The organism is Flavobacterium anhuiense (genome assembly GCF_050990855.1).
Classification (GTDB): Bacteria; Bacteroidota; Bacteroidia; order Flavobacteriales; family Flavobacteriaceae; genus Flavobacterium; species Flavobacterium anhuiense_C.
Genome location: NZ_CP158861.1, coordinates 4,129,406 through 4,153,881, shown reverse-complemented (window position 1 = coordinate 4,153,881; position 24,476 = coordinate 4,129,406). Strand labels below are relative to the sequence as shown.

22 protein-coding genes and 1 pseudogene are annotated in these 24,476 nt (G+C 36.9%); 13 read left to right on the top strand and 10 right to left on the bottom strand.

Going from position 1 to position 24,476, the window contains the following annotated elements:
- Positions 1-131: 131 nt before the first annotated feature.
- The 3 genes from mobC to ABTV69_RS18280 are packed head-to-tail and all read right to left on the bottom strand — an operon-like array spanning position 132 to position 3,760.
- On the bottom strand, positions 132-2,120 hold the full coding sequence (mobC, locus tag ABTV69_RS18290) for a conjugal transfer protein MobC (RefSeq protein WP_433831327.1): 1,989 nt from the start codon (positions 2,118-2,120) through the stop codon (positions 132-134).
- An 18-nt stretch (positions 2,121-2,138) separates the two neighbouring features.
- Complete coding sequence (locus ABTV69_RS18285) at positions 2,139-3,383, bottom strand: relaxase/mobilization nuclease domain-containing protein (protein WP_433831325.1); 1,245 nt, start codon at positions 3,381-3,383, stop codon at positions 2,139-2,141.
- Positions 3,368-3,760: a plasmid mobilization protein gene (locus ABTV69_RS18280; protein ID WP_433831323.1), complete on the bottom strand. Its 393-nt coding sequence runs from the start codon at positions 3,758-3,760 to the stop codon at positions 3,368-3,370. Before ABTV69_RS18280 ends, ABTV69_RS18285 begins: the two co-directional genes overlap by 16 nt.
- Positions 3,761-4,160: 400 nt before the next feature.
- Here ABTV69_RS18280 and ABTV69_RS18275 point away from each other — a divergent pair, with 400 nt between their 5' ends.
- The 11 genes and pseudogenes from ABTV69_RS18275 to ABTV69_RS18225 all read left to right on the top strand — a co-directional run bounded on the left by ABTV69_RS18275 (position 4,161) and on the right by ABTV69_RS18225 (position 13,318).
- The gene (locus ABTV69_RS18275; RefSeq protein WP_433831321.1) at positions 4,161-4,451 is read left to right on the top strand and encodes a hypothetical protein; all 291 of its coding nucleotides are present in this window, start codon (positions 4,161-4,163) and stop codon (positions 4,449-4,451) included.
- 219 nt (positions 4,452-4,670) lie between these two features.
- Complete coding sequence (locus ABTV69_RS18270; protein WP_433831319.1) at positions 4,671-5,609, top strand: MauE/DoxX family redox-associated membrane protein; 939 nt, start codon at positions 4,671-4,673, stop codon at positions 5,607-5,609.
- Positions 5,600-5,905, top strand: a pseudogene (locus tag ABTV69_RS18265) (conjugative transposon protein TraJ); the annotation flags it as partial. The gene ABTV69_RS18270 and the pseudogene ABTV69_RS18265, both read left to right, overlap by 10 nt.
- 24 nt (positions 5,906-5,929) lie before the next feature.
- Entirely contained in the window at positions 5,930-6,538 is a 609-nt protein-coding gene (gene traK / locus ABTV69_RS18260) for a conjugative transposon protein TraK (protein WP_433831317.1), read from the top strand.
- 262 nt (positions 6,539-6,800) lie between these two features.
- Positions 6,801-8,090: a conjugative transposon protein TraM gene (traM, locus tag ABTV69_RS18255; RefSeq protein ID WP_433831315.1), complete on the top strand. Its 1,290-nt coding sequence runs from the start codon at positions 6,801-6,803 to the stop codon at positions 8,088-8,090.
- An 11-nt stretch (positions 8,091-8,101) separates the two neighbouring features.
- On the top strand, positions 8,102-8,968 hold the full coding sequence (gene traN, locus ABTV69_RS18250) for a conjugative transposon protein TraN (protein WP_433831313.1): 867 nt from the start codon (positions 8,102-8,104) through the stop codon (positions 8,966-8,968).
- A gap of 15 nt (positions 8,969-8,983) precedes the next feature.
- A complete protein-coding gene (locus ABTV69_RS18245) occupies positions 8,984-10,132 on the top strand; it encodes a hypothetical protein (protein WP_433831312.1) in 1,149 nt (382 codons plus the stop codon).
- Positions 10,133-10,137: 5 nt separating this feature from the next.
- Positions 10,138-10,434, top strand: a complete 297-nt coding sequence (locus tag ABTV69_RS18240; RefSeq protein ID WP_433831310.1) for a hypothetical protein — start codon at positions 10,138-10,140, stop codon at positions 10,432-10,434.
- A 236-nt stretch (positions 10,435-10,670) separates the two neighbouring features.
- Positions 10,671-11,000: a helix-turn-helix domain-containing protein gene (locus tag ABTV69_RS18235; RefSeq protein ID WP_433831308.1), complete on the top strand. Its 330-nt coding sequence runs from the start codon at positions 10,671-10,673 to the stop codon at positions 10,998-11,000.
- A gap of 827 nt (positions 11,001-11,827) precedes the next feature.
- Positions 11,828-12,850 carry a PDDEXK nuclease domain-containing protein gene (locus tag ABTV69_RS18230; protein ID WP_433831306.1) on the top strand — a complete coding sequence of 341 codons (1,023 nt, stop codon included), beginning with the start codon at positions 11,828-11,830 and terminating at the stop codon, positions 12,848-12,850.
- A gap of 306 nt (positions 12,851-13,156) precedes the next feature.
- Complete coding sequence (locus tag ABTV69_RS18225; RefSeq protein ID WP_433831304.1) at positions 13,157-13,318, top strand: hypothetical protein; 162 nt, start codon at positions 13,157-13,159, stop codon at positions 13,316-13,318.
- Between the two features lie 621 nt (positions 13,319-13,939).
- Here the strand turns inward: ABTV69_RS18225 and ABTV69_RS18220 are convergent.
- From ABTV69_RS18220 to ABTV69_RS18195, 6 genes are all read right to left on the bottom strand, one after another.
- Positions 13,940-14,479, bottom strand: a complete 540-nt coding sequence (locus ABTV69_RS18220; RefSeq protein ID WP_433831302.1) for an IS3 family transposase — start codon at positions 14,477-14,479, stop codon at positions 13,940-13,942.
- 41 nt (positions 14,480-14,520) lie between these two features.
- Complete coding sequence (locus ABTV69_RS18215) at positions 14,521-15,711, bottom strand: IS3 family transposase (RefSeq protein ID WP_433831300.1); 1,191 nt, start codon at positions 15,709-15,711, stop codon at positions 14,521-14,523.
- 371 nt (positions 15,712-16,082) lie between these two features.
- The gene (locus ABTV69_RS18210) at positions 16,083-16,682 is read right to left on the bottom strand and encodes an IS3 family transposase (RefSeq protein WP_433831298.1); all 600 of its coding nucleotides are present in this window, start codon (positions 16,680-16,682) and stop codon (positions 16,083-16,085) included.
- A gap of 40 nt (positions 16,683-16,722) precedes the next feature.
- Positions 16,723-18,117: an IS3 family transposase gene (locus ABTV69_RS18205; protein WP_433831296.1), complete on the bottom strand. Its 1,395-nt coding sequence runs from the start codon at positions 18,115-18,117 to the stop codon at positions 16,723-16,725.
- 484 nt (positions 18,118-18,601) lie between these two features.
- On the bottom strand, positions 18,602-20,314 hold the full coding sequence (locus tag ABTV69_RS18200) for an FAD/NAD(P)-binding protein (RefSeq protein WP_433831294.1): 1,713 nt from the start codon (positions 20,312-20,314) through the stop codon (positions 18,602-18,604).
- Positions 20,315-20,520: 206 nt separating this feature from the next.
- Complete coding sequence (locus tag ABTV69_RS18195) at positions 20,521-21,072, bottom strand: TetR/AcrR family transcriptional regulator (RefSeq protein ID WP_433831292.1); 552 nt, start codon at positions 21,070-21,072, stop codon at positions 20,521-20,523.
- Positions 21,073-21,270: 198 nt separating this feature from the next.
- Between ABTV69_RS18195 and ABTV69_RS18190 the strand changes: the two genes are divergently transcribed.
- Positions 21,271-22,299, top strand: a complete 1,029-nt coding sequence (locus tag ABTV69_RS18190; protein WP_433831290.1) for an NAD-dependent epimerase/dehydratase family protein — start codon at positions 21,271-21,273, stop codon at positions 22,297-22,299.
- Between the two features lie 50 nt (positions 22,300-22,349).
- Positions 22,350-22,778: a DUF2141 domain-containing protein gene (locus ABTV69_RS18185; RefSeq protein ID WP_433831288.1), complete on the top strand. Its 429-nt coding sequence runs from the start codon at positions 22,350-22,352 to the stop codon at positions 22,776-22,778.
- A 281-nt stretch (positions 22,779-23,059) separates the two neighbouring features.
- Here ABTV69_RS18185 and ABTV69_RS18180 read toward each other — a convergent pair whose 3' ends face one another.
- The gene (locus ABTV69_RS18180; RefSeq protein ID WP_433831286.1) at positions 23,060-23,815 is read right to left on the bottom strand and encodes a T9SS sorting signal type C domain-containing protein; all 756 of its coding nucleotides are present in this window, start codon (positions 23,813-23,815) and stop codon (positions 23,060-23,062) included.
- Between the last annotated feature and the right edge of the window lie 661 nt (positions 23,816-24,476).

Genomic DNA, 24,476 nt, shown 5'->3' with positions numbered 1-24,476 from the left:
TTTTCTTGTAATTCATGTTTTTGAAACTTCCTTAAAAAAAGCTCTTATTGCTAGTTTTTAAGTAATTATAATTGTATTGACGTCATTCTGTCTTAAGAGTTTGATTTCTTGCTTTATCAGGAATCTTAAGGTCACTTTTCTTTTTTAAGAACCAGCACGGAAAGCGCTGGATTTTTAATTATCCTTTCCATTTCGCTGTGGATTATTTCCTGAATATCAATTTTAATCTGTAGATAATTTTTCTGGACGATGACATTATCAATGGCTCGAATGATAGGGATTTCCTTGTAAGCAGCTGTTTCTTTTTTTATTTTTTCATGGTCGTTTATAATCTCGCAGTGAAAGGTTTTAAGCTCAATGCGGCAGTCTGGGTTATCGGCTGTCATGCCGACAAATTCACCCGAACTCAGCGTAGAAATCTTCGAGGGCGGCACTGCTGATTCGAGCTGTCTTGAACGACTGATCGAGGTATCGCTGCTGTTGATGGAAAGGCTTTCGCGGTCCTGCATTATTTTTCCGAAACGTTCGGAGAGTTGTTTGGCGGTATCCCCGTTGACTTGTCCGCAGACAATATTTCCAACGATGTTGACAATCACATCAGCCTGCTCACGGCCGTAGTCCTTACGGAGCTGGCTGAAGTCCTGAATTCCAAGACAGGTGCTCACTCTGTTGCTTCTTGCCGTTGCAATGAGACTGTCAATATTGTTGAGATAGATAGTTGGGAACTCGTCAAAAACAAGGCTGCTTTTAAGTTTTCCCTTCTGGTTTACCTGTTTGATAAGGCGGCTGACAAAAAGGGAAAGTACCGCTCCGTAAGTCTGTATTTTCTGCGGATTATTTCCCATTGAAACGATTTTCGGATCGGAAGGATTATTGATGTCAAGCTTAAAATCACTACCCGAGAGCACATAATAAAGCTGCGGAGAGGAGAGCTTCGCCAGCGAGATTTTAGCTGAAGCGATCTGGCCCTCCAGCTGGTCGACTGCCTCGTTCAGGAACGCGCTGACAAAGGGATTGATGAGGACTTCGATTTCTTTTTCGGTTCTCAGAATAGTGAAAAGGCTCTCGTAATCTGTCTGTATCATTTCAATGACATGTGGCAGGGTGCAGTATTCGCCGTCGCTGTATTTTCTGAGATACCAGATTACGGCGGTGAGGAAATTTATGGGCGATTCCACAAAGAAATCTCCTTGTTTTTTGATCCATTCCCTGTTCAGCCCCATAAGAATTGTGCGTGCGGATTCAGCTGCATCGGTAATGTCTGACATTGCTGCAGGATCAAGGGGATTGCATCTGTGCGTACGGGAGAGGTCATCAAAATTTATGATGTAAAATTTTGGCTCCAAGGCATAAAGATGGCGGAATTCCAGCCAGGAATTATAGGCAATAATGGTTAGGTCGTCGAACTTAAAGTCGTAGATGAACATGGCAAATCCTTTGCGTATGTGCTGGGTGATTACATGGCGGATTACGAAGTATGATTTTCCAGATCCCGGAGTTCCGGGAACCAGAATGCCGCGGAAAGGATTTATGATGTTAATCCAGCTGTCACGCACTTTGTCTTTGAGATGATAGCGGGCAGGAAGGTTGACGGAATACTCATTTTCAATAAGCCTTTCCTCTTGCGGAAAAGTTTCATTTTCCTTATTGAAAATATCTCCAGAGGAGAGCTTTCTGCGGATAATGCGAGAGAGGAGGGTGCCGCCGGAAAGCGTCAGCAGATAACCCAAAGAACACAGGGACATATATAGCACGGTACACAGCTCACTATCCAAAAGGATTACAAGACCTAAATAAGATCCAAAGTAAAAAATCAATCCAAGGCCGATATAATAAAACGCGGTTTTAAAATGCAGTTTTTCATCTTTTCTTCCTCTGGCGCCCATAAGGGAAATAACCAGCAGTCCAAGGGCAAAAAGCTTTGATCTATGGAAGCTGTCCAGAAGACCGGTTCGATGGATATTCTCCAGTATCCTGCGAGCAAAATGCGGCGCAAGATTCCACTGCCTGAACGAATCGAAGCAGTAAAAATAAAAATGGATGAGCAGCACTGCGATGCCCATCAGTCTTGTCATGTCTAAAATCTTTCTAAGCGCCTGTTCATTTTCTCCTGTCTGCATGCTCATGATTTCTGCTTGTTAATTGTTATCGGACGGTCCTTTTCTTTTTCTTTTTCTTTTTTTACGCTGTTTGGGAACATAATCTGAAGGTGTTCCGGTATACAGCACATCATCAATTATCCGCTGCACCTCCGCTGCGGAAATAAAAGAATTCTGCTGGCTAACCGGTCTTTCCAAAACAGCCGATTGTTTTCCAAATTCAGAAGATCCGCCAATACGCTCTAGGAGTCCTTTCGCTGCATAAGCTGGTCCGAGGCTGCTTCCATTGAATACGCATCTGGTGTTATGATCTATATAGGTCATGCCATAGATTAAACCGTTCTCGTTTTTTCTGGCTACAGCGCTGATGCCCTGATTAGCCAGGCGGGTTTCAAGCTGGGAAAGCGTAATGGAAGGATATTTCAAAAGCAGCAGGTCCACGGCATTTCGCGTTCTTTTCATGTTTACCACACGGGAAGCTTTGGACGCAGCAAAATTAATTTCAAGCAGGGAAAGGGTAGGCTTGGAATAAAAACTGCTGGCTTTTATCGGAACCCCGACAGTCTTTTTATTTCCGTCCAGAATCTGGTAGACCAGCCCTTTATTCTGAAACATTTTTGAATTTTCCTTTCCCCTTTCTGCTCTGACATTATAAAGGTTCAATACTGCGTTGAGCTCGCCCAGCGTGGTGTATTTGTAATTTGGGATGACCGCATTTAATACAGAGCTGATGGCCCTTTTAGAATCCATCGCCCCATATTTTATTTTTTCTGCATCAATGGCATTAATCAGTATCGGATTCTGTTTTTTTCTCGAATCTGCCCGTACTAGATTAAAAGCAATCTCCAATTCTTTGCGGGCCGTTTCAGACTGCTTTCTTCCAATGTTGTGCATGTTGATCCTCGATCCGTCTGCCCTCACATTTATCGAAGCGATATGAATATGCGGATGTCCTGCATCGTGGTGCTGATAAACCAGATAAGGCTGCGAGCCGAACCCGATCCTGTCCATATAGGAAGAAGCAATCTGCATGAGTTTTTCTTTGGATAAATCCTTGTCGGAGCGGTCAAAATTCAGTGAGATGTGCACTGCGGAGCGCTTTACATTTTCATTGAGCTGGAGCTGTTTTAAAAATACGCCGAGCTTAAAATTTTCTGACATTTTTTCAAGATCGATCGGATAATTTCCCTCACCGATGCACAAAGCACAGCCTTGCGAAACTTTGTTCTCATTGTACATGAAAATGCCTCTTATCGAGTGTCCTGTATTTATGACTGCAACCATTTTTTGGCAAGATTTTCAATGTGTTTTTTAATTTCAGAGACTAGAAAAAAATATTTATTTCTGTCTGAATCGTACTCCAGAATCCATACTTTAAAATCGGAAATTTCAAAAAGGCTATGGAGTTTTTTAACGCTCTGATTGAAATTGTTTCCCATGAAATTCAGCTGGGATCTGAGTTGGATAAGCTCCTGAAGCAGCTTATCGAGCGACTCATTTCTGTACCTCAGAGCAATAGGTTTTTTCATCAGATTTCTGCGCACGAAATCACTTCGTTTACGGCAGACTGAGGCTCTAAAATTTCTGTCTATCAGCTCAAATTCTTCTTTGGTGAGCCGGATGTGTAGCCACCTATTTCTGCCACTGTTTTTTTCTTCCATGATCTTTTCTTTTTCATTGTTCCAGTTTCATTCAATCTTAAGGTTTCACTGCCAGCGAGTTCCGAGCAGATGGGGCAGCAAGATTTTTGGTTGTGATACAACCAGACATCTTGCTGACTGCAGAAAACCGCAGTCCGAAAGCTTCTAAAAGGATTTTTTCAGCTTTAGCAATAAGCTATGAAGAAGCTGTTAGCTCCCTTAAAATTTTAAGGAAATCCATTTCAGAATCTGCTTTAAAATTCTAAAAGTACCCATTGCACAGATAGTAGGGATTAGCCTGAGCGCTAAATTAGAAAAGGCCTGCAAGCCCTGCAATCCTCCCCAAATTTTGAGTAGGGTAGATAGGGTAGATACTTTATAATTTTACGGCAAGTGGAATATTAATTTAAAATGATGAAGTATGATTACAGCAAATGATGCAGCCAAAGTTTTTGATACGGTGCTAAGTATCCCTGGCATGAATGAGACGGTGAAAATGGATCTGAAAATTTCACGAAAAAATGTGCTGCTTTTAAGCCATCTGATACAGGACGGGCTAAAGATAAGGGAAGGATCTTCGGTTCTTCTGGAAAGCGTAAGCGAGCAGGGAAAAACAGAATTGGAGAGCCTATCCCAAGAGTGCCTTCAGAAGGCAGGGCTTATAGAACTGCATGAAAAACTTGCAGAAATCAGCGCCTCCATAAAAGGCTGATTCCACAAAAGATCCAGTAAGATTTAATGCCTGCACTATTCTTACAAAGTGCGGGCATTTTTTTTGATGACAGTAAAAATATAAAACAGCCTGATTTTCAAAGTTTTTAGCTTGATTTTTAAAGTATGTATAAGAATTATCCCATTTAAATTTGTATTGACAACAACTTACAGTTTAAGTATGAAAGAAATTTATAATACACTTTAAAAATATTAGATCATGATGATAAGCATCCGCACCAAATATTTTATCAGAGACACTATATGTCTGCTCTTTGTCTTGCTGTTCATTTACGCTTCGGCAAGCAAATTAATGGATTTCCAGCATTTTAAAATAGAGCTTGGACAGTCACCACTTCTGAGTGCATTTGCCGATCAGTTTTCCGTATTTGTACCTGTATTGGAAATTATTATCTGCGTGCTTCTTTTAATCCCCAGATTTAAGCTTGTGGGACTTTTTGCAGCGTATGGGCTAATGGTTATGTTTACGGCCTATATTTTTATAATCCTGCACTACACCTCTTTCGTACCTTGTTCCTGCGGAGGTGTTTTGGAAAAAATGAGCTGGAATGCCCATCTTGCTTTTAATGTTGTTTTTATTTTCTTGGCGATAGCTGCTATACTGCTTAGTGCAAATTTTGATAGACAAAATATCAGCACAAGTTACAGGAAAAGCTTGATTTGGATTTTCGGTATTGCTTTCAGCGGTACTGCTGCGGTTATCTTTTTATTTATCTGTTCGGAACGGATAATGCATTATGAAAATCCTTTTATTAGGAGATATCCCCGCCATGCAGCAATGTTTCGCAATGAGATGGACTTAAAATATAATTCTTATTATTTTGCAGGCACTTCCAGCGGCAGAATTTATCTGGGCAATTCTACAGCACCTCTTCAGCTTTTTTCCGTAGATAAAAATTTAGGAAACCAGAAGGTTGACAGAATTATTTTCAATGGGGGGAAAATATTATTCCACAGACCAACTGTAAGAGTTCAGAATCATTATTTCTATTTAACTGACGGAACGGTCCCAGTTGTTTTCAGAGGAAGCTCAAAAGACTGGACCATAAACAAAAAATTCAATGGACTGCCTTATTTTGATCAGGCGCTGCCTATGGACAGCAGCAGAATAGTGCTTCGATCCAATAGGCATATTTAATTTTTATGATAATTGGAATCATAGGCTATTTTACTGTGCCTTCTGTGGCCAATTACATTGTTCACGCAGGCGGAGGAGGAGCTCTGGGGCATAAGGTGACAAGCATGTTTGGCAATTCAGCTAATTCTGTTGTGAGGACTTCTTCAAATGCCGTTGGAATGGCCGCCGATGCAATGGGAGATGCGGATCGGAGAATGACCAGCAGCATGGCTGCGACAGCGGGAAGCAGCCCATATTTTCAAAATAAGGGAAATTATATGAATGACAGGCTTAAAGGAAATCCCAAACAGACTTAAAACCAGCATCTCATGTTTACAAAAATGAAGAACATAGACACCGCTTTCAGGTATGTAAGAGGTTTCACAATGCTGGTAATTTTCGGCTGCACCATAATAAGCAGCTATTCTGTCTACAAAAGTTTTCAGGCAGTAAGCCTGATGCAGGATAAAGTATACATTCTGGCAAACGGAAAAGCGCTGGAGGCTTACGCTTCGGAAAGAAAAGATAATATTCCTGTGGAAGCCAGGGATCATGTTAAGACCTTTCACAAGTTTTTCTTTACCCTTGATCCTGATGATAAGGTCATTAAAACCAATATCACAAAAGCCCTTTATCTGGCCGATGACAGTGCGAAACGCATTTATGATGACCTGAAGGAAAACAATTTTTATTCCGGCATCATATCGGGAAATGTAAGCCAGACCATCCAGATCGACAGCGTGAGTATTAATATCCGTGATTATCCTTACCGCTTTAGGTGTTATGCCCAGCAGAGCATTATCCGCGCAACCAGCATTATGAAAAGAAGCCTGCTTACTGAAGGAGCGCTCCGCAACGTATCAAGAAGCGACAATAATCCGCACGGTTTTCTTATCGAGCGCTTCAATACTATTGAAAATAAGGATATCTCGGCTGAAACCAGAAAATAAAAATGTATGAAATCCTTATTTAAAAAACGGACTGAGCCTTTTACGTATCACAAGTATTATCTGCTGCTGCAGAAAAGATGGGCAGAAAAAATGCAGAGAGCCACAGCTGGACTCTCTAAAAGAAAATTGACTTGGGGACTTATGTTCTTTACGGTTCTGGCATCGGGTTATTTAATTTATAACCTGTACAGGACCTTTTATAAAGAATCCGGGGTTCCAGCAGTTTCAAAAATTAAGACATTCAACTTAAAGAATTAAAATTATGCAAGAGAAAATAATATCTCCAAAGGAATCTAAGAAGAGAAAGATGCTTTTAATGCTGCCTCTTATAACTTTTCCGTTTCTGACATTCCTATTCTATACCTTAGGCGGAGGACGGATTGAAGCTAAAACAGCAGATAGTGGTGAAAAGAAAGGATTTAATTTTAACCTGCCTCTGCCTAAATTTAAAGAAGACTCGGCACTGGATAAGATGAGCTATTACGACCAGGCGGCAGCTGATTCGATAAAACTGCAGGAGCTGATAAAAAAAGATCCCAACTATTTTGATAATAAAGCCTCGGAAGAAAAAGCAGATTCTTTTTCTACAGGCGATTTTGAATCCCGCATGCTTCCAAAAAACAGATCGGCTTTTAATTCGCAGTCTTTTCAGGACCGCAATGAACAGAAGGTTTATGAGAAGCTCAGGGCTCTTGAAAAAGCAATCAGCCAGCCTTCTGTTCCGGCTTACGGTCAGGACATGAGGGAATTTGAGAATTACGGCACTTCTAAGGGTGAATCAGAAGAAATCAGGAAGCTGGAAGGGCTTATGTCAGCGATGAACGCACCGCAGGAAGCTGATCCTGAACTTCAGCAGTTAGGCGGCATGCTTGAAAATATTTTGGATATACAGCATCCGCAGCGCGTGCAGGAAAGGCTTAAGCAGACATCTGACAGCAAAAAAGGGAAAGTATATTCAGTGCAGAAAAAAGCAGCAGAGAATAACATAAGCTCACTCCAGCGCAATGCCGATTCGCAGTCCTTATTGAAAACAAATGCATTTTATTCTCTGGATGAAGCGCCGCCTGCTGAAGAAATGCAAAACTCTATTGAAGCGGTTGTGCATCAGACCCAGACCATTGTCAATGGCTCAGTGGTTAAATTAAGGCTTATGAATGATATTTTCCTGCAGGGAACAATTATACCCAAGAATACTTTTCTGTATGGGATGGCGGCTTTAAAAGGAGAGAGGCTGGAGGTAAAGATCACAAACATCCAATACACTAATTCAATATTTCCTGTCGAGTTGGCTGTCTATGATATGGACGGCATTGACGGCATCTATATTCCCGGAACGATCAGCAGGGATATTGCCAAATCTTCGGCTGACCGATCCATTCAGACTCTAGGTCTTAGCGGTATATCTGATTCATGGGGAGCGCAGGCAGCAGGTATGGGCATCGAAGCGGCCAAAAGTCTTATGAGCAAAAAGGTTAAGCTTATAAAAGTAGTGGTTAAAGCCGGTTATCGTGTGCTGCTGTATGATGAAAAACACAAGAATTTAAAACCTTAAAAAAGTGAAAAATGAAAAGAGCGGAATATTTGTTTTTAATAAGCTGGATGCTGATTTGTATTTCAGTTTATTCTCAGTCAAACCCAAAAAAAGGAAATATCTTTTACGAAGACCAATATTCGAATCTGCAGATTGGCTTTTCCAAAACCACAAGCATCGTTTTTCCTTATGCAATAAAGAGCATTGATAAAGGGAGCGCAGATGTGCTGGTTCAGAAAGCAAAAGGTGTAGAGAATATATTGCTTGTAAAAGCGGCAAAGCAGTATTTTATCCAAACCAATCTGACAGCCGTCACTTCTGACGGCCGATTGTACGTGTTTGTGCTAAACTATAATGATGAGTGCCCGGATCTAAACATTAATGCTGAAAATGCAGTGGCGGCAAGCATGGATGTGCTGTTTTCTTTAGAGAACGACAATAAGAAAAAAACTGAAAAGTGTGCTTTACTCGCGTTATCCAAAAAGAAAAAGACCAGCGGATTAAGAAAATCCAAATATCAGATCAGACTGGAGGTAAACGGTATCTTTATACATCAGGACGTTTTATATCTGCGTGTTGTTTTTGAAAACAAATCAAAGATTAACTACGATATTGATCAGTTTCGTTTTTTTATCAGAGACCAGAAGAAGTCAAAACGCACCGCATCGCAGGAAATAGAACTGCAGCCCTTGTACACGACTTCATCTTCTTCTGTAATTCCTTATAAGTCTGAAATAATAAAAGTTTATGCGCTGGAGAAATTTACCATCCCGGAGAATAAGTATCTGACGCTTCAGATGATTGAAAAAAACGGCGGAAGACATCTGGAAGTGGATATAAATAATAATCTGACTGATAAGGTGTTTCCGATTACGGAATTCAATATTGACACTTTTTAAGCTATATTATAGATTATGATAATCAATCTCGCTGATACTGAAATGATGCTGTCGTTTGCTGAGGAAATGGCTTATAACGGGTATCGGTTTGCTGCCTTTAATACAGATGAGGTAACTGATACCTACAGCATCGAGTTTTTTAGAAACCAATTGGATGCGAAGGAGTACTGTCTGGTTATGACCAATGATGCGAATTATTTTCAGAGCCTTCTGATTGAATCAGTTATCGACGACTTGCGGGCAGTTTTGAATAGCGGGGCAGATACTTCCGTAAATGAAGCAATAGAACTTACTGGATTTGCCAAAAGGGAAATAGATACGAGAGAAATTTTAGAAAATAATTTAAATGAAAATGAAATGAATGAGAAAAATTTAGAATACCTGAAAGACCAGTTAAAATATACTGGATTTGGAGAAACGTTCGATGCTGAACTTCGAGAGAACATAATGAAGGGAGATAAGGATTTTAAGATTATGCACACCGGCATTATCAATAATGGTGTCCCAAATAAGGATACCTTAACTGTAGAATTAAATTTCAAAAGGTCTGAGCAGACAGATATGTACTTTTTTAATTCCTATCACGTTAATCTTCAGAAAGAAGAAAACAAACCTGGTCTGGAACAGACCTTTTATATCAACAAAGACAGCGCCAGCATTACCATGAAAGAGGCTTATAACTTGATGGAGGGCAGATCTGTCAATAAAGATCTTAAAAATAAGGAAGGGGAGAGCTATAATTGCTGGCTGAAAATTGACTTTAAACAATCCGATAATGGTAATTTTAAGCTGAACCAATACCATCAGAACTACGGCTATGATCTGGAAGCAAGTCTGGCAAAACATTCAATCAAGGAGCTCAATACTCCGCAGTATAAAGAGGATCTTTTGAATTCTCTTAAAAAAGGAAACCTTCAGTCAGCGACTTTTGTTATCGGGGGCATTGAAAGCAAAATGTATGTGGAGGCAAATCCACAGTTTAAGACTGTCAATGTTTACGATACAAATCTCCAGCGAATCAACCATCGAGAGAGCAAGGAAGAAAAGAAGGCTGAATCTCAAAAAGAGTCGATTTCTAAAGATAATAAGCAGTCCATTGAATCTGAAGAAAGTAATGTAGGTAAAGAGAATAAAGTAAAGAAACGTAGGGCTCAATCAATGTAGATAGGATGGAAAATCTAAAGCCTTTATTTGATTTTTTTAAAGCCATTGAAAATGACTTTAGAATAGGTCCTTCTCATATTGCTATTTATATGTCTTTACTTCAATATAGAGTTAAAAATGGCTATGAAAAATATATTCAAGTTTATAGTCACGATATAACGCCAATTGCGAAAATCTCTTCTCCATATACTTATCATAAATGTGTCCAGCAGTTACATGATTATGGATATCTTGTATATGAACCTTCATTTAAAAAGACACAGGGAAGTAAAATTTACTTTACGATTGAAAAGGAATTATAACTAGATAAAAGCCCTCATTAGGGCTTTTATTATTTAGTCCAATAATGAGGGAAGATGAAGCAGAAAAAAATAGAGAGAAAATTACTCCAGAGAAAGCTATGCAAATGTTAAACTCGGAGGGGATGAATGTTACAATTATAGGAAGCAGCTGAAATTTCTTTACTCTCAGATAGCTTGAAACCAGCAAAATTAATAGTGATGCAAACCTTTGTGCATCTATAAAACTTATGCATATTATGAAACCATATAAATTTGAAGATCTGCCGGATATTTTAGGAACACTTTCTTTGAGAATAGAAAACATTGAAAGGATTCTAAAAAATATTGCGAAAGAGGATAAAGAGATTGATGATAATTTGCTTACTATCCAGGATGCTTCAAAACTCTTGAAGCTTTCTGTTGCCACTATATATTCGAAAGTATGCAGGAATGAACTGCCGGTTAGTAAAAAGGGCAAGCGGCTTTATTTTCAAAAGACTGAATTGCTTGACTGGATTAAGTCAGGGCGAATTAAGACGATAGCAGAAATCCAAAAAGAATTAAACAGGCTGGATAATAGATATTAAAATTAAGAACTGCATATTTTTTGCAGTTTTTTCATTTGTACCCCATTTGTACCTCTTGTCAATGCATCCCTTATAAATGCATGAAAGTGAATTTCTGGAACTGATTTCACATTGATAAAGAAGAAAATATTATTTAAGATGAGAGAGCAGGACTCGAACTTTATCGCTGAAGTCCTGTCTATGCTGGTTTATAAAATGTCTTTGACCAAAGAGTGATAAATCAATTTTAAAGGCTCTGCAGAGCAGCAATAAATGTGGCTGCGAGTCAATTAATTTGTAACTGTTTCATGGAAAGGGGGCTAATTTTATTTATTGCAGTATTATAAGTTCTTGCGTAATCTAGCAATCATCTTTTTATTTTTAGTAATATTTTGGTCAGATCGTATGGTTAATCAGGCAGTAAGTTTATTTAAATGGATGAACTATTAAAAGTTAGTTAGTTAGTTAGTTAGTTAGTTAGTTAGTTAGTTAGTTAGTTAGTTTTCTTTTGTTTCTTGTGATTGTTTTTGATTTTTGTTTTAGCCGGCGATGGGGAGGTTGGTTGGAGAGGTTCATTATTTTTATTTATAGATTTCTTTGTGAATGTGTCATAGGGAAGCAGGAGTTTAATTGGGAGTAAAAAGCAGAGCGAGATATTATACATATTCGAAGGTGATATGGGTGGGTTTTGATCTTTCTATGCTTAAAGGATTCAATTAAATTTGTTTTTAAACTGTTGAAAGCTGCTTTTTAGTATTTTTGTTGCTAACAGATACATTTATTAAAATGATGATTAATTAAGCTAAAAATTAGAAAAATTTAATTTAGTTTAATAGTAATGATATAATATGGCGAAAAATATAAATAATGCAGCTATTGTAGAAACTGATTTATTCAGTGAATTATCCCAGCTTGTGGAACAGACCCAGCAGCAGGTTATAGTTCAGAACAATAGTGCTCTAACATTGCTTTTCTGGGAGATTGGTTTTAGAATTAATGAAACGATGCTTCATAACAAACGCGCGGAATATGGAAAACAGATTGTACCTGCGCTGTCTGCAGAATTGAAGAATAAGTACGGAAGAAATTTCGAAGAGAAAAATCTTCGAAGAATGATGCAGTTTGCCGATCAGTTTAGAGACAGGGAAATTGTCGTGACACTGTCACGACAATTAAGCTGGTCTCATTTTTTAGTTATCCTGCCGATCAAAAATGCAGAAGCAAAACTGTTTTATGCCAGTCAGGTAAGCGACCAGTTGATGAGTGTCAGAGATTTGCGCAGGCAGATAGCGACAAAGGCTTTCGAACGAACTTCAATAGCTAACATCCAGACAGCTTCATCTGAAGATAATCTACAGTATTCATTTAAAGATCCTTATTTGTTGGATTTTCTAAATTTAGGAAATGCCTATCTGGAAAAGGATCTGGAACAGGCAATACTGGATGAACTGGAAAAATTTATTCTGGAATTGGGAAAAGGATTCTCATTTGTGGAGCGCCAGAAAAGAATGATTATAGACGGTGAAGATTTTAATTTGGATCTGTTGTTTTACCACAGAAAGTTAAAGCGGTTAGTAGCCATTGAATTAAAGTTGGGCAAGTTTCAGGCTAAACATAAGGGGCAGATGGAACTGTATTTGCGCTGGCTGGATAGATACGAAAAACAGGATGGGGAAAATACACCGATAGGCCTAATACTCTGTGCGGAAAGCAGCAGGGAACAGATTGAGTTGCTGGAAATGCATAAAGACGGGATAATAGTTGCGGAATACTGGACCGATCTGCCGCCTAAAAAACAGTTTGAGGAAAAAATACATTCCATACTTGCTGAAGCAAAAGAAAAAATAGAAAGAAAATATCTGTCAGAATAAATTTTAAGTGCGATCATCTGCAAAGTGTATACACAATTTGAAGAACAAGTATAATTTTTCATAAAGGTCCGTTATCAATCGATTTATCATATGTCTTGGCTAATCTGGATCCTACTGGCATTTTCAGAAGTTTATCTCGATTTTTAATTTGTGCAAGCGCCTCTTGCACAAATCTATTAAGCATTATTATAAGCATGATGCGAAAAGGCAAGATGTAAAAGCTAAATTGATACCACAAAAAACATTAAGCAATTATATTGAAGTTATAAATGAAATCAAGTTCGATAAACTCAAAAAAAATCAATCATGAGAGAACACAAAACAACAACGACACCGACCCAGAAGAAGATTATAGAGGCTATGGATCAAGTTTCTGAAAAATTAATTGAGTTTAAAAAGAAGAATAACAGCGATCTAGTGGTTATGAAGGATGGTAAAATCGTAAGAATTAAAGCAAGCTCTTTATAAAACAGTATTCCAATGAAACTTGAAAGCTCTCAGAAATGAGGGCTTTTTTTATTCCTAGTTAGTTAGTTAGTTTAGTTAGTTAGTTAGTTAGTTAGTTAGTTAGTTAGTTAGTTAGTTAGTTAGTTAGTTAGTTTAGTTAGTTAGTTAGTTAGTTAGTTAGTTAGTTAGTTAGTTAGTTAGTTAGTTAGTTAGTTAGTTAGTTAGTTAGTTAGTTAGTTAGTTAGTTAGTTAGTTAGCTAGTTAGTTAGTTAGTTAGCCAGTTAGGTTTTCTTTTAGAGACTTCTTTGTGATATGGTTTCTTTTTTTTTAGTCTTTCTAGCTTTATTTTGGCTAGTGATTGTCAAGTCCTAAGATGAGTGTGGTTGATTTTATTGGCAGATATTTTTTATAGTTACTTATTTGCAGATGATTAATAGGATTTACAAGATCAGGTTAAAGTTATGTAGCCTTTAGACTTATATTTTTATTTTTTACAAGCTATATTTTTTTCTGTTCATTTTTTTCCCAATGGAGCATTATAAATCTAGACTTACTCCTTGCTGTTATACTAAGGTTGAAAGTCGGTTTAACTAAATTGGATCGCAGATAGAATATGAATAAAGTCTGTGAAAAAGGAGAATATTATTTTTTTAAATTGCATTGCAATCCAAGCTCCTTCATATATCTCTTTACGGTTGTGAGAGAAATTACAAAGCCTTCATTTTGAAGCATCGCAGCAATTCTAAGGGCGCCGTATCGCTGCTGCGAGTTAAAAAAAGCCTCCTTTATCTTCTGCTGTCTTAGTGCTTTTAGCTTCTGCGTCTTGTTGGGTATATTTCTTTTCCATTTGTGGTAGAAAGATCTGTTAATATTTAATACGTTGCACATTAGCCTAATGCTGTACTCTTTTTCGTTTTTTAGGATAAAGTTCAAAAGTACGGCCGCTTCTTTATTTAAGTATCGGCCAGCGGCTTTTAGAATCAGGAATTTTTCATCCATGTGCTTTATTTTTTTTTCTAGTTCTTGAATTTTCCCCTTTTCGAGACGGAGCCTCGAAAAATATTCTGCCTTAAAATTGTCGTTTCCCCATTTCTCATGCTTTTGGCGCCAATCGGTCAGCAGGCCTCTATATAGGCAGAATTCTTTCTCCAGCTTTATGATGCTTTTGTTTCCGTAACTCATGATGACAAGCTTTTCTTTAAAATTAGGATCGTATTTTCGTCTCATTGTATTTCTAAATGCGAATTATAAATGGTTTGGTTATCTGCTGTGAACTGCTCAATGGTCTTATAGTTGAGATAGGAATGGATTCTTTTTCTGTTATACCATGTTTCTATAAAATCGTAAATTTCTTTCCTCATCTGCCTTTGGTTTATCAGTTTGATCTTCTGATGAATCAATTCATTTTTTAAGGTGCTGAAAAAACTCTCGCATACCGCATTATCATTGGAATTCCATTTTCGACTCATGCTTCGGATGCAGCCGAATGAATCAAGAATGCCACTTAAGGCTTTGCAGGCATACTGCACTCCTCTGTCCGAGTGGAATATCATGTCCCGCAAAACTTTACGGTTTTTTATTGCCATCTCCCATGATGGCAGAATGGTATTTTCTGCAGATATGCTGACGCTTAGATTCCAGCCTATTATTTTTCTGTCATATAGATCCATTATGACAGTAAGATACATAAAGCGTTTTTTTGTTTTGATATATGTTATGTCTGAAACCCATACTTTTGAGGGAGCTTCTACAGTAAAATTTCTATTTAAGACATTGGGGGCGATGTAATGGTTATGGAAAGAATCGGTGGTTGCCACAAATTTTCTTTTTGGAATCCTTTTCAGCTTCAGCTGGCGCATGTAGAAATCTACCTTGGATTGTTTCAGATTGTATCCAAGCTGATTTAGTTCGGATGTGATTTGTTTGCTCCCGTAGCGTTTGTTTGAGTTAAGGAATATTTTAATGATATTTTTTTTTAAAGCAATGATATGGCTCTTCTTCTCGGAGAGGCCGTTCTTTTTCCATATATTGTATCTTTTTTTACCTACATCCAGTACCTGACACATCTGTACCAGGTCATATTTTTTATGGTTGTTTTTTATGAACTGGTAGATTTCTTCATTCCCGTTGTAGAGATGCGGAGTGGCATTTTGCAATATTTCGTATCTCAGTTCGGCTTTTTTTAATTTTTGTTCAAGTTCATATATGGTCTTTTGTTCAGGATGCACCTTTATTTGGCCTTTTCCGCAAAAGCTTCCATCGCCGAATTGTCTATGCTCCCTACGCCATCTCTGGATAAAATGCATTTCTATTCCCAATTCATCGGCAGATTCTTTAGTGCTGTTCTTCTGATAGCTTAGCTTAACGGCATTTCTTTTGAAATCAGGGCTAAATACTCTTCTTTTTTCTAACATAATACTCTTTTTTAATATTATTAATAGAAGAAATTTAAAAAAAAATATTCTATTATAACAGGAAGAGTTATAAAGTAATATGCTTATTCCTCTAAAAGGTAAGATAGTGACAGGCATTCCTATGTCATTCCTTTTGGATCATTCCCTATGAGTGGTCAGCAGCTTGATAAAAAGTTTTTAAAATGAGAGCCCTTCGGTTTCTCGTCAAACAACTTCTGTATTTTCAGTATATGGTGACTTGTTAAAACTAATTATACATTTGGTTTTTGCTTAAAAAGTTTTAGTGTCGAGTTTGAAATTATGAATCTGGACTAATAATTAGTGGTAGTATCCTTAGTGCTGATATAATATTATAATAAAGATCTGTAGATTTAAGGCTTTTTAATTGAAACACAAAGACCTAATTCACACATGTACCTTGCTGTGGTTGAGCTTGAGATCTTGTAACCTCTTTTTTGAAGTTCAGCGGCTATTCTCATATAACCGTATCTTTTTTTACTTTCATTAAAAAGAGCCGTTATGTTCTGCTGTAATTCTATTTTTCTTTTTTTTCTTTCGTGCGTATAATAGTGGTTTTTCCATCTGCTATAGGAACGCTGGTCTACGCCAAGAATTTTGCAAATTTGTTTTGCAGAACACTTTTTTTCAAATCTCTCAATGAAGTGATATATGGCAATTCGTCCCATAGAAAGATAAGGAACTGCATTTGATATAATTGAAGAATGAAGTTCCGCTTTCTCAATTCTTTTTTTGAGCAGATAAATTTTATTGTCTTCTGGATTTAGTCTAGGATTTCCACAACCGGGAAAGCTTCCTTTGCCATATTTATTAAAATCCTGCCGCCATCGATTCGGGAGTGTTTTTGTGATACCGAGTTCTTGCTCAACTTTTTCAATTGTACTTCCCTTATGACTCAACATTACAGCCATTTCTTTGAAATCACGATCATAAATTCTTTGACTCTTTTTCATATAGAATAAAATTTTTGTGCAATATGGAAATTAATAAGTTTTATGGTTTATGGGAAGCATTAAATTCTTCAATAGTCAGATAATTGAGGGAGGAATGTATTCTTATTTTGTTGTACCAATTTTCTATGTAATCAATAATCAATATTTTAATATCCTTCTTAGGCAATAATTTGTTTTGATATATCAATTCTCTTTTAAGTGTATTGAAGAAACTCTCAGCATGGGCATTATCCAGTGAGTTTTTTCTGCGACTCATACTACGGATGATACCTTTATATGATTCCAGTCTGTTGGTAAAAGCTCTGCAGGCGTACTGTACGCCACGATCAGAGTGAAATATTAACCCTTCTGAAACTGAGCGATTCACAACGGCCATGTCCCAGGCAGCAATTGTGGTTTTCAGGGCAGACATAGTAGTGCTAAGACTCCATCCAATTATTTTCCGGTCGTACAAATCCATGATGACCGTAAGATATAAAAACCTTTTATCGGTTTGTATATAAGTAATGTCCGAAACCCAGACCATTGACTCAGACGTAACATTAAACTTTCGGTAGAGAAGATTGGGTGATGTGTAGTTATTGTGTTTGGAATCAGTTGTGATTTTGAATTTCCTTTTTGCTTTTGGTCGCAGTCGCATCTCTTTCATGTATAACCCTACTTGGGTGTAAGATATTTTTGTGCCATTATTGGTGAGTTCTTGAGCAATTTTAGTGCAGCCATAAAATCCATGGGAATTTTTAAATGTCTCTGTTATCTTTTCTTTTAGTAAAATTATACGCTTCTTAGTATTTGAAAGTGGCTGGGCTTTCCAGATACGATAGCTGCTTTCAGATATTTGCAATACCCGACACATTCCATGAAGGGTATATTTTCTTTCATTTTCTTTTACGAACTCAAATACGGCAAGTCGACCTTTACGAAAGTAGGGAACGCAGTTCTTTAAGATTTCACAATTAAGCTCTGAATCGAGACATTTTTTTTCCAGTTCAATTATTTTTTGGCGCGGGGGATCTATTCGGCTTCTGCCATTTCCGCAGAAACATCCCGGGCCAAATTTTTCATAGGTTTTGCGCCAGCAATGAAGACGTCCACCCGGTATATTGAGTTCTCTTTCCAGTTTTGAAATATTAGTACTCCCATAACTTTGCTGCACCACTTTCTCCTTAAATTCAGGACTAAAGAAAAGGTTCTTTGATTTTCTGCTTTTTTTTGATTGATCAGTAACAATAAAACTCTCCATTTTCACTTTAGGTTTGCCTTTACCGGGGAAACAATAGTTACCCAATAGTTCGTACTCCCTGCGCCATTTATGTAATAGACCTTGCGGTATATTGAGTTCTCTTTCAGTTTTGCTGTTATTGCTTCGGTTATAACTTAACAGTACTGCTTTTTCTTTAAACTCGGGATCAAAATAACGATGTGATGCTCCCATATAGATTTGATTTATATTAAAATAAAACATTTAATATATATAGTTTTAATGTAATTATTTGTAAAACAGCATGTTAATTATGTTGTGCTAAATTAAATAAAATCCCAATGATAATTTAGAGTATATTACAATTCATGTTTAATTATTTATGACTGTTCAAAGTTGTAAGATTATTTCTTTTATATTTGCACTAACTACTACGTTAAATGTTCTGCGAAAAGGCTGTTATTTGACTAAATATTATCAAAATAACCAATATTGTTTTTTGTAAGATTTTAAATTGTAAAATTTGTACCTTATTTGTACCTCGATATAGCTCAACCCTTATGAAATAAGGATTGTTAATTTCTGCATCGGCAAATAATTGTAAGGCATTTATTATTTATGGTGCTGAATTTTTTATGGCTGATAATTTTATTTTACGTTTCCATTGAAAATTGCATCCTATTTCAATGGCCTTCTTTTATAGTTACACTTTAAAAGCTTAATCCTTAAAAATATCTTCGACAATTTTCAGAGAAGCCGCTTCGCAAAAATCAAGACCAGAATAATCGGGATTAAATCCTCCGATGTAAGGAACAGCCATGATGTAAATATTTTCATTATAAGATCCGTATTGGTCAATGATTTGAAAATTGTCATTAATTGCAATTCCGGAAACTTGGAGAGAATAACTTCCATCCGCATTTTTTTCTACCAGAGCGCTTCCGTCTTCTAAAATTGTTTCTGCCGCCTCATTTGATTTAAATTTTAATGTGGCGGGACTTACTTCCTTTTGGGAAAGCAGTGTCTTAAAGGGAAAATCTTCAAAAGATAAATGCGGCTGTCCAACACAATCTATGAAAGTATCATAATACTCCGCTTTTTGGTTTTGATTTTCATCAAGATATTTATAAACGATTCCACCGCCATGCTGGGGCTCAACAAAACTATCCTGATTTACGGCTGTAATATCCAAAACACCGGCATGATGCAGGGCAAGAAGTTCGCTGCAGGATTTTTGTGGCACAAAAGCAATCACAATGGAAATAAGTGGCATTAGTACTTTTTGCAGTCGCTGCATATCTTCTGCCGAAAGGTATTTTGCAGGATGATTCATTGCAAAACTCAAGACCGCCAGCATTTCTTTCCAATAAATGGATTCCTGTCGTTTAATAGATTTTTCTGCCTGAATATATTCTGCCTTTAAAAGTTGGAAAGGATCTAAACGCTCTCTCAGGTCCATCATTTCTTCCACAAATTCCTCAATAGAAAGATTTTTGATGCGGCTGTAAAAATCAGGATCTTTTGTGCGGAAGATTTCTGTGAAATTTCTTTTAAAAACAAAATCAAGTGAAAGGAATCCATCATTTTCTTTACGATGCTCGTCTATCTCTTCTCTGGTTAGCAAAGAATCGTGAGATAAATGAGAATCTTCCAAATGGAAGCGAACAGCAGGAAGCATACCGCTTCTGGAATGTATAACCATTCTAAAATCTGGACAGTCTGCTGTCCTTTCAAAACGGAGCTTTCCATCTTCTTCTTTACTAAATTTACCGTTATTACGGGCTAGAGTTCTTATTGCATCAATTGCTGTAAGCGAAGATCCTCGTATAGCGATGGCATGATTTAGCTTTAATGCCAGTTTTGAAGGAGGATACGGAGAATCAAAATAGCCTTTTACCTTTCCTTCATATTTTTTAGGCCAATTATGTCCCGTACAAATTACGGCATAATCAAATTCTGTTTTTTCATTCTCTGTTATAACACCTACTTTCTGTTCTTTTTTATTGTAAATAACATCGATAACATTTGTGTTATAAAGAATATTTGTCTTGATTCCTTTTATTGCTGCAATCTGCTGCAGAAGATCGAACTGAGAAGAAAGGTAGTGGCCAAATAAAATTCGAGGCAATACTTTGTATTCATTGAAATTGCCCGAATTGATGTTAAATTTTTCTAGCAATTCAGCAGGAGCAGTTTTTATCCATTCTTCTATGGAGCTCACAATGTCCGGTATTTCATTGTCAGAGACATTTGTTACATGTTCACTATTGGCGCCTTCCCCGCTGTAAGGCATTCCGGCACCGAGCATGTCCTTTTTTTCATAGATGATAACATCGAGTTCGGTACTGCCATATTCAACAAGTCTTTTGTAAAGAAAGAGTCCGCTTGGACCGCCTCCTAAAATTGCTATCTTTTTTTTATCTTGGGCCATCTCTAATTTTTATGGGAAAAGTAATTCCTATCGTTGCAATATCTCTTACAAAATTTTGCAGTTTCGATTTATAATTTTACTATGGGATCCATAAATGATTCTTTCTTTAGATAGGTCTAAAATATCGATCGGCCCTCGTGCGACTGAAGATGATTTTGTGAAATATTCTAGCTAATGATTTTTTTTCGTCAGAGATAAAAGAAAAATTATATTTTATTGAGTCTATTAACGAGATAACTGATCATTTTAGCAACATCATCGGCAGGAATCGAGAAGTCGTTTTCAATCCAGTTTTTTATTACTGCGATGCTTCCTTTTTCGCCAAATTGATATGCCATTTCCATAAAAGGCTGTGTTTGTGGACTAAGCTCAATTTGATTTTCTACTGGAAAATTATTTCTTACGCTTGTCAGGATCCGAGCCAGAATTCCGCTTCCATCTGCTTTTGTAAATACAATTTTACTCATCTCCTTGTCGTTCTCTAGCAGTTTGCAGCTTAGGAGTATCACTTCATCCATATTGGTGCTTTTGCGTAAAACGATCGAAAGTCTTTCAAAAATATCTTCTTCCAGTTCGAGCAAAATATCCAGCGGTATAGTATAATGACGATAAAATGAATTTCGGTTGACATCTGCCGTTTTACATAATTCAGTAATGGTAATTTCGCTCAGTCCATGTTCCTGCAGTAAATTGAATAATGCCTCCCGTAAAAGTTTTTTAGTGTATTGGACTCTCCTGTCTTTTCTTAATTCTGTCATAAATTACATTTTTTATGCTACAAAATGGCTGCTTTTTGTTCGCTAACGGACAGAATTTCTCCTTTTTGAAACATTGATTTCTCTACTCTTTTATAGCTTTACAATGACATCTAAAGGTACGAAAAGTTAAATAAGGAACATATTGTATAGCACAATAAGCTTTTTTGTAAAAAAATGTTAACGTGTAAAAAAAAAGTTATGGAAGATAAAATAGTAAAAAAGAGAATATTGCTTACTGGTGCATCGGGAACTGTCGGCATTGAAACCTTGCAGCATCTGGTACAGATTTCCGACTATGAAATAACAGTCTTTGATGTTAAAACCCGAAATTCTATTAAAAAATTGGCACCGTTTCAATCTCATGTGGAAATTGTTTATGGTGATATTGGCAATGAAGAAGAAGTAAATGAAGTTACCAAAAGTAAAGATGCGGTCATTCATCTCGCCGCCATCATTCCGCCGCTTGCCGATATAAATCCGGAGCTTGCTTATCGCGTCAATGTTCAAGGAACCGAAAATCTTATTCGCGGATTAGAAAAAGGTTCGCCTAACTGCCATCTGGTATTTAGTTCAAGCGTATCAGTGTATGGCGATCGAATTTATAATCCTGAAATCAAAGTATCGGATGTATTAAAACCTAGTCCTGGTGATCAATATGGGGAAATGAAAGTGATGTGTGAAACGCTGATTCAAAATTCGAAATTATCGTGGACTATTTTCCGTCTGGCTGCAATTATGGGAAATCATAAAATATCCAGATTGATGTTTCATATGCCTCTGAACACACCTATGGAAATTTGCACGCCACGAGATACAGGCAGAGCTTTTGCCAATGCACTAGGGCATTTGAAAAAGCTTGAAAATCAGGTTTTCAATTTGGGAGGAGGAGAAAACTGCGTTATTCTTTACGGGGCCTTTTTGGACAAAATGTTTGATAAATTTGGTTTAGGCAAAGTCAATTTTCCTAGAAAATCTTTTGCTGAGAAAAACTTTCACTGCGGAATCTTCAAAGATGGTGACGTTTTAGAGGCTATTATTCATTTTCGAAAACAAAATTTAGAGGATTATTTTGAAATGGCAAGCCAGCAAATCCATCCTCTTCAGAGAAAAACAACTTTTCTTTTCCGAAGCATTATTAAAAAATGGCTTCTTTCAAAATCTGAACCCTACCGCGCGCATAAAAAAGGAAATGTACGAGAACTGAACCGTTTTTTTTTAACGAGTTAGAATACGAAGCAAACAAGTCTTTATTTGTAAATTTAAAGAAAAAGAAACTTATGAAATCTAATTTAATAATAATCGTTATACTCTTGCTAATAGCCGGTACGAATCTTTCTGCACAAAATAATTTAAGTGTTGCAGTGACCGGCTTAGTGCCAGATAAAGGAAATGTCATATTGGGATTATACAACAGAAATATTGGTTTTCTTGATGATGGATTCGAAATTGCCAATGTGAAAGTAAAAGTTACTGGGGACAGTATTGCTTACACATTTAAATGCCTGCCTGATGGCGAATATGCTGTTGCGGTATATCAGGATGAGAACGGCAACGGAAAATGTGACTGTAATATGATTGGCTTTCCAACCGAAGGTTTTGGTTTTTCTAAAAATTACAGGCCAAAATTTTCAGCTCCTAAATTTGATGAGGTCAAAATTGCAGTTAGTCAGTCCGTTAAAACCACCATTGCTTTGATCCAGAAGTAATTCCAGGATTCAACAATTATCTTGGTAGTATTTTCAGTTCTCCGATTTCAGATGGCTTAGTAAATAATCAGCCTTTTTAAATACGTCATTAAAACATCCTTGATTGTCCCTATCTTCTTTTAGTGACTTGGCAGCTATTGCGAAAAGAACTTTTCACGGCGTATATTCAAATTGCTTTTAAATTTTTTATATAAGAAGTGGTTTCAAAAATTTTAATTTTATGGAAACCGCGCGGAATCCTATCGGGTTTCCGCACGGTGTAATAGGCTAATGAATAAAGGCTAAAAGAGCACTTTTCGTGCTATAATGCGGCCATCGTCTAAAATTGCTTTGACAAGCAGAATCTGAGAATTGGCCTGAATTCCAGTGATTTCCATATATGATTCGCCTCGATTCTGGCTGCTGAAAAGCAGTTTTCCGTTAATATCAAAAACCGACGCTTCCCTTAAAGGAGCTTTTTCGGAATTGATAGCAATTACTCTGTTTTTCACTGAGATATAAAATTGCGGCTGATTGCTTGTAAAATCATCAACTCCAAGTTGGGCTTGCGAATCATAGCGGAGTACAAAGCGGTCATTGAAAATGCCTTTATTAGTGTAGAAGGTGTACGATCCATTTGTAAGATTGTGCATAGTTCCCGTCTCCTTATCCTGAAGATAAATATCTTTTTTGGCAAGATCGCCGTCAGCATGGTCAACGGAGATGGAAAGATTACCAGTTATCGCTGACCTGTATCCCAGCGGTATAGTGTCTGAGGGATCAAAAGGCAATGCACGACCCTGAATTACTAGTTTCTTGCTTTCATTAATACTATAAAAATCTGCATATTTATTGGCATCCAGAGATAAAGCGTCATAATTATAATCCCATCCGTTGGTGGCTCCCGTGATATATCCGATAAGAACCTGTTTGAAAAGACCTTCCGTATTGGTTAAATTAAGCCATACTCTGTGCTTTTCGATTTCCAAAGGACTTTTGGCTTTAAGGTTTACAAGAGTGCCATTTCCAAGAGCGGTACGGTATATGAATGGATTCAAATTTAACGATGTTGCATATTGCGCAACTATTATAAAGAGTAAGGCTGATAAGAAAAATTTTTTCATGATTTGATAATTTAAATTTTTTAAAAAGGCATTCGCCGTAACCTTTCTAAAATTTTAAATAACAGCATACAAGTTATAGGGGCACTATAGAGTGTCCGGATGTAATTAAACCAACAAATTTTTTTAAGTAGTTTTATTCCTATATGCGCTATTTAAAATTTTAGATTTCTCCGATTGTTTTCAACAATAAAAAATAGATGCTTGTTAGCTGCAGTCTATACAAAAGCTTAAGCTTAAGGGCTTTTTTAAGCATTACATCGATGTTTTTTGCTTTTCAACGATCAAATAGAATATCAAGTTATGAATTTTACTATAAAATAGGAAGTGTGAAATGTGTTTTTAACATATTAAATTTAGCTTTTCAATATTTGTCGCTTCTGGCGTTAATTTTTTTGAATTTCGTGCTTTTTTTAGTATTTTATAGTTTGTTTCGGCTGCTAGAATGGTATTTTTTTGCCGCTGCAGATTCGTGTTGAAGCAGCGAGTGCAAATTATCTGCTGCCAATTTTTTCCAACAGATTTAATTGTTTCAACTGTTAATTGCAATGAAGATGATGTTTTAATTTTTAACGATTAGGCTGCTGGTTAAATAAAC

Coding starts and splice junctions, on each gene's coding strand:
- mobC (WP_433831327.1), bottom strand. CDS start 2,120: ATGCAGACAGGAGAAAATGAACAGGCGCTTAGAAAGATTTTAGACATG.
- ABTV69_RS18285 (WP_433831325.1), bottom strand. CDS start 3,383: ATGGTTGCAGTCATAAATACAGGACACTCGATAAGAGGCATTTTCATG.
- ABTV69_RS18280 (WP_433831323.1), bottom strand. CDS start 3,760: ATGGAAGAAAAAAACAGTGGCAGAAATAGGTGGCTACACATCCGGCTC.
- ABTV69_RS18275 (WP_433831321.1), top strand. CDS start 4,161: ATGATTACAGCAAATGATGCAGCCAAAGTTTTTGATACGGTGCTAAGT.
- ABTV69_RS18270 (WP_433831319.1), top strand. CDS start 4,671: ATGATGATAAGCATCCGCACCAAATATTTTATCAGAGACACTATATGT.
- traK (WP_433831317.1), top strand. CDS start 5,930: ATGAAGAACATAGACACCGCTTTCAGGTATGTAAGAGGTTTCACAATG.
- traM (WP_433831315.1), top strand. CDS start 6,801: ATGCAAGAGAAAATAATATCTCCAAAGGAATCTAAGAAGAGAAAGATG.
- traN (WP_433831313.1), top strand. CDS start 8,102: ATGAAAAGAGCGGAATATTTGTTTTTAATAAGCTGGATGCTGATTTGT.
- ABTV69_RS18245 (WP_433831312.1), top strand. CDS start 8,984: ATGATAATCAATCTCGCTGATACTGAAATGATGCTGTCGTTTGCTGAG.
- ABTV69_RS18240 (WP_433831310.1), top strand. CDS start 10,138: ATGGAAAATCTAAAGCCTTTATTTGATTTTTTTAAAGCCATTGAAAAT.
- ABTV69_RS18235 (WP_433831308.1), top strand. CDS start 10,671: ATGAAACCATATAAATTTGAAGATCTGCCGGATATTTTAGGAACACTT.
- ABTV69_RS18230 (WP_433831306.1), top strand. CDS start 11,828: ATGGCGAAAAATATAAATAATGCAGCTATTGTAGAAACTGATTTATTC.
- ABTV69_RS18225 (WP_433831304.1), top strand. CDS start 13,157: ATGAGAGAACACAAAACAACAACGACACCGACCCAGAAGAAGATTATA.
- ABTV69_RS18220 (WP_433831302.1), bottom strand. CDS start 14,479: ATGAGTTACGGAAACAAAAGCATCATAAAGCTGGAGAAAGAATTCTGC.
- ABTV69_RS18215 (WP_433831300.1), bottom strand. CDS start 15,711: ATGTTAGAAAAAAGAAGAGTATTTAGCCCTGATTTCAAAAGAAATGCC.
- ABTV69_RS18210 (WP_433831298.1), bottom strand. CDS start 16,682: ATGAAAAAGAGTCAAAGAATTTATGATCGTGATTTCAAAGAAATGGCT.
- ABTV69_RS18205 (WP_433831296.1), bottom strand. CDS start 18,117: ATGGGAGCATCACATCGTTATTTTGATCCCGAGTTTAAAGAAAAAGCA.
- ABTV69_RS18200 (WP_433831294.1), bottom strand. CDS start 20,314: ATGGCCCAAGATAAAAAAAAGATAGCAATTTTAGGAGGCGGTCCAAGC.
- ABTV69_RS18195 (WP_433831292.1), bottom strand. CDS start 21,072: ATGACAGAATTAAGAAAAGACAGGAGAGTCCAATACACTAAAAAACTT.
- ABTV69_RS18190 (WP_433831290.1), top strand. CDS start 21,271: ATGGAAGATAAAATAGTAAAAAAGAGAATATTGCTTACTGGTGCATCG.
- ABTV69_RS18185 (WP_433831288.1), top strand. CDS start 22,350: ATGAAATCTAATTTAATAATAATCGTTATACTCTTGCTAATAGCCGGT.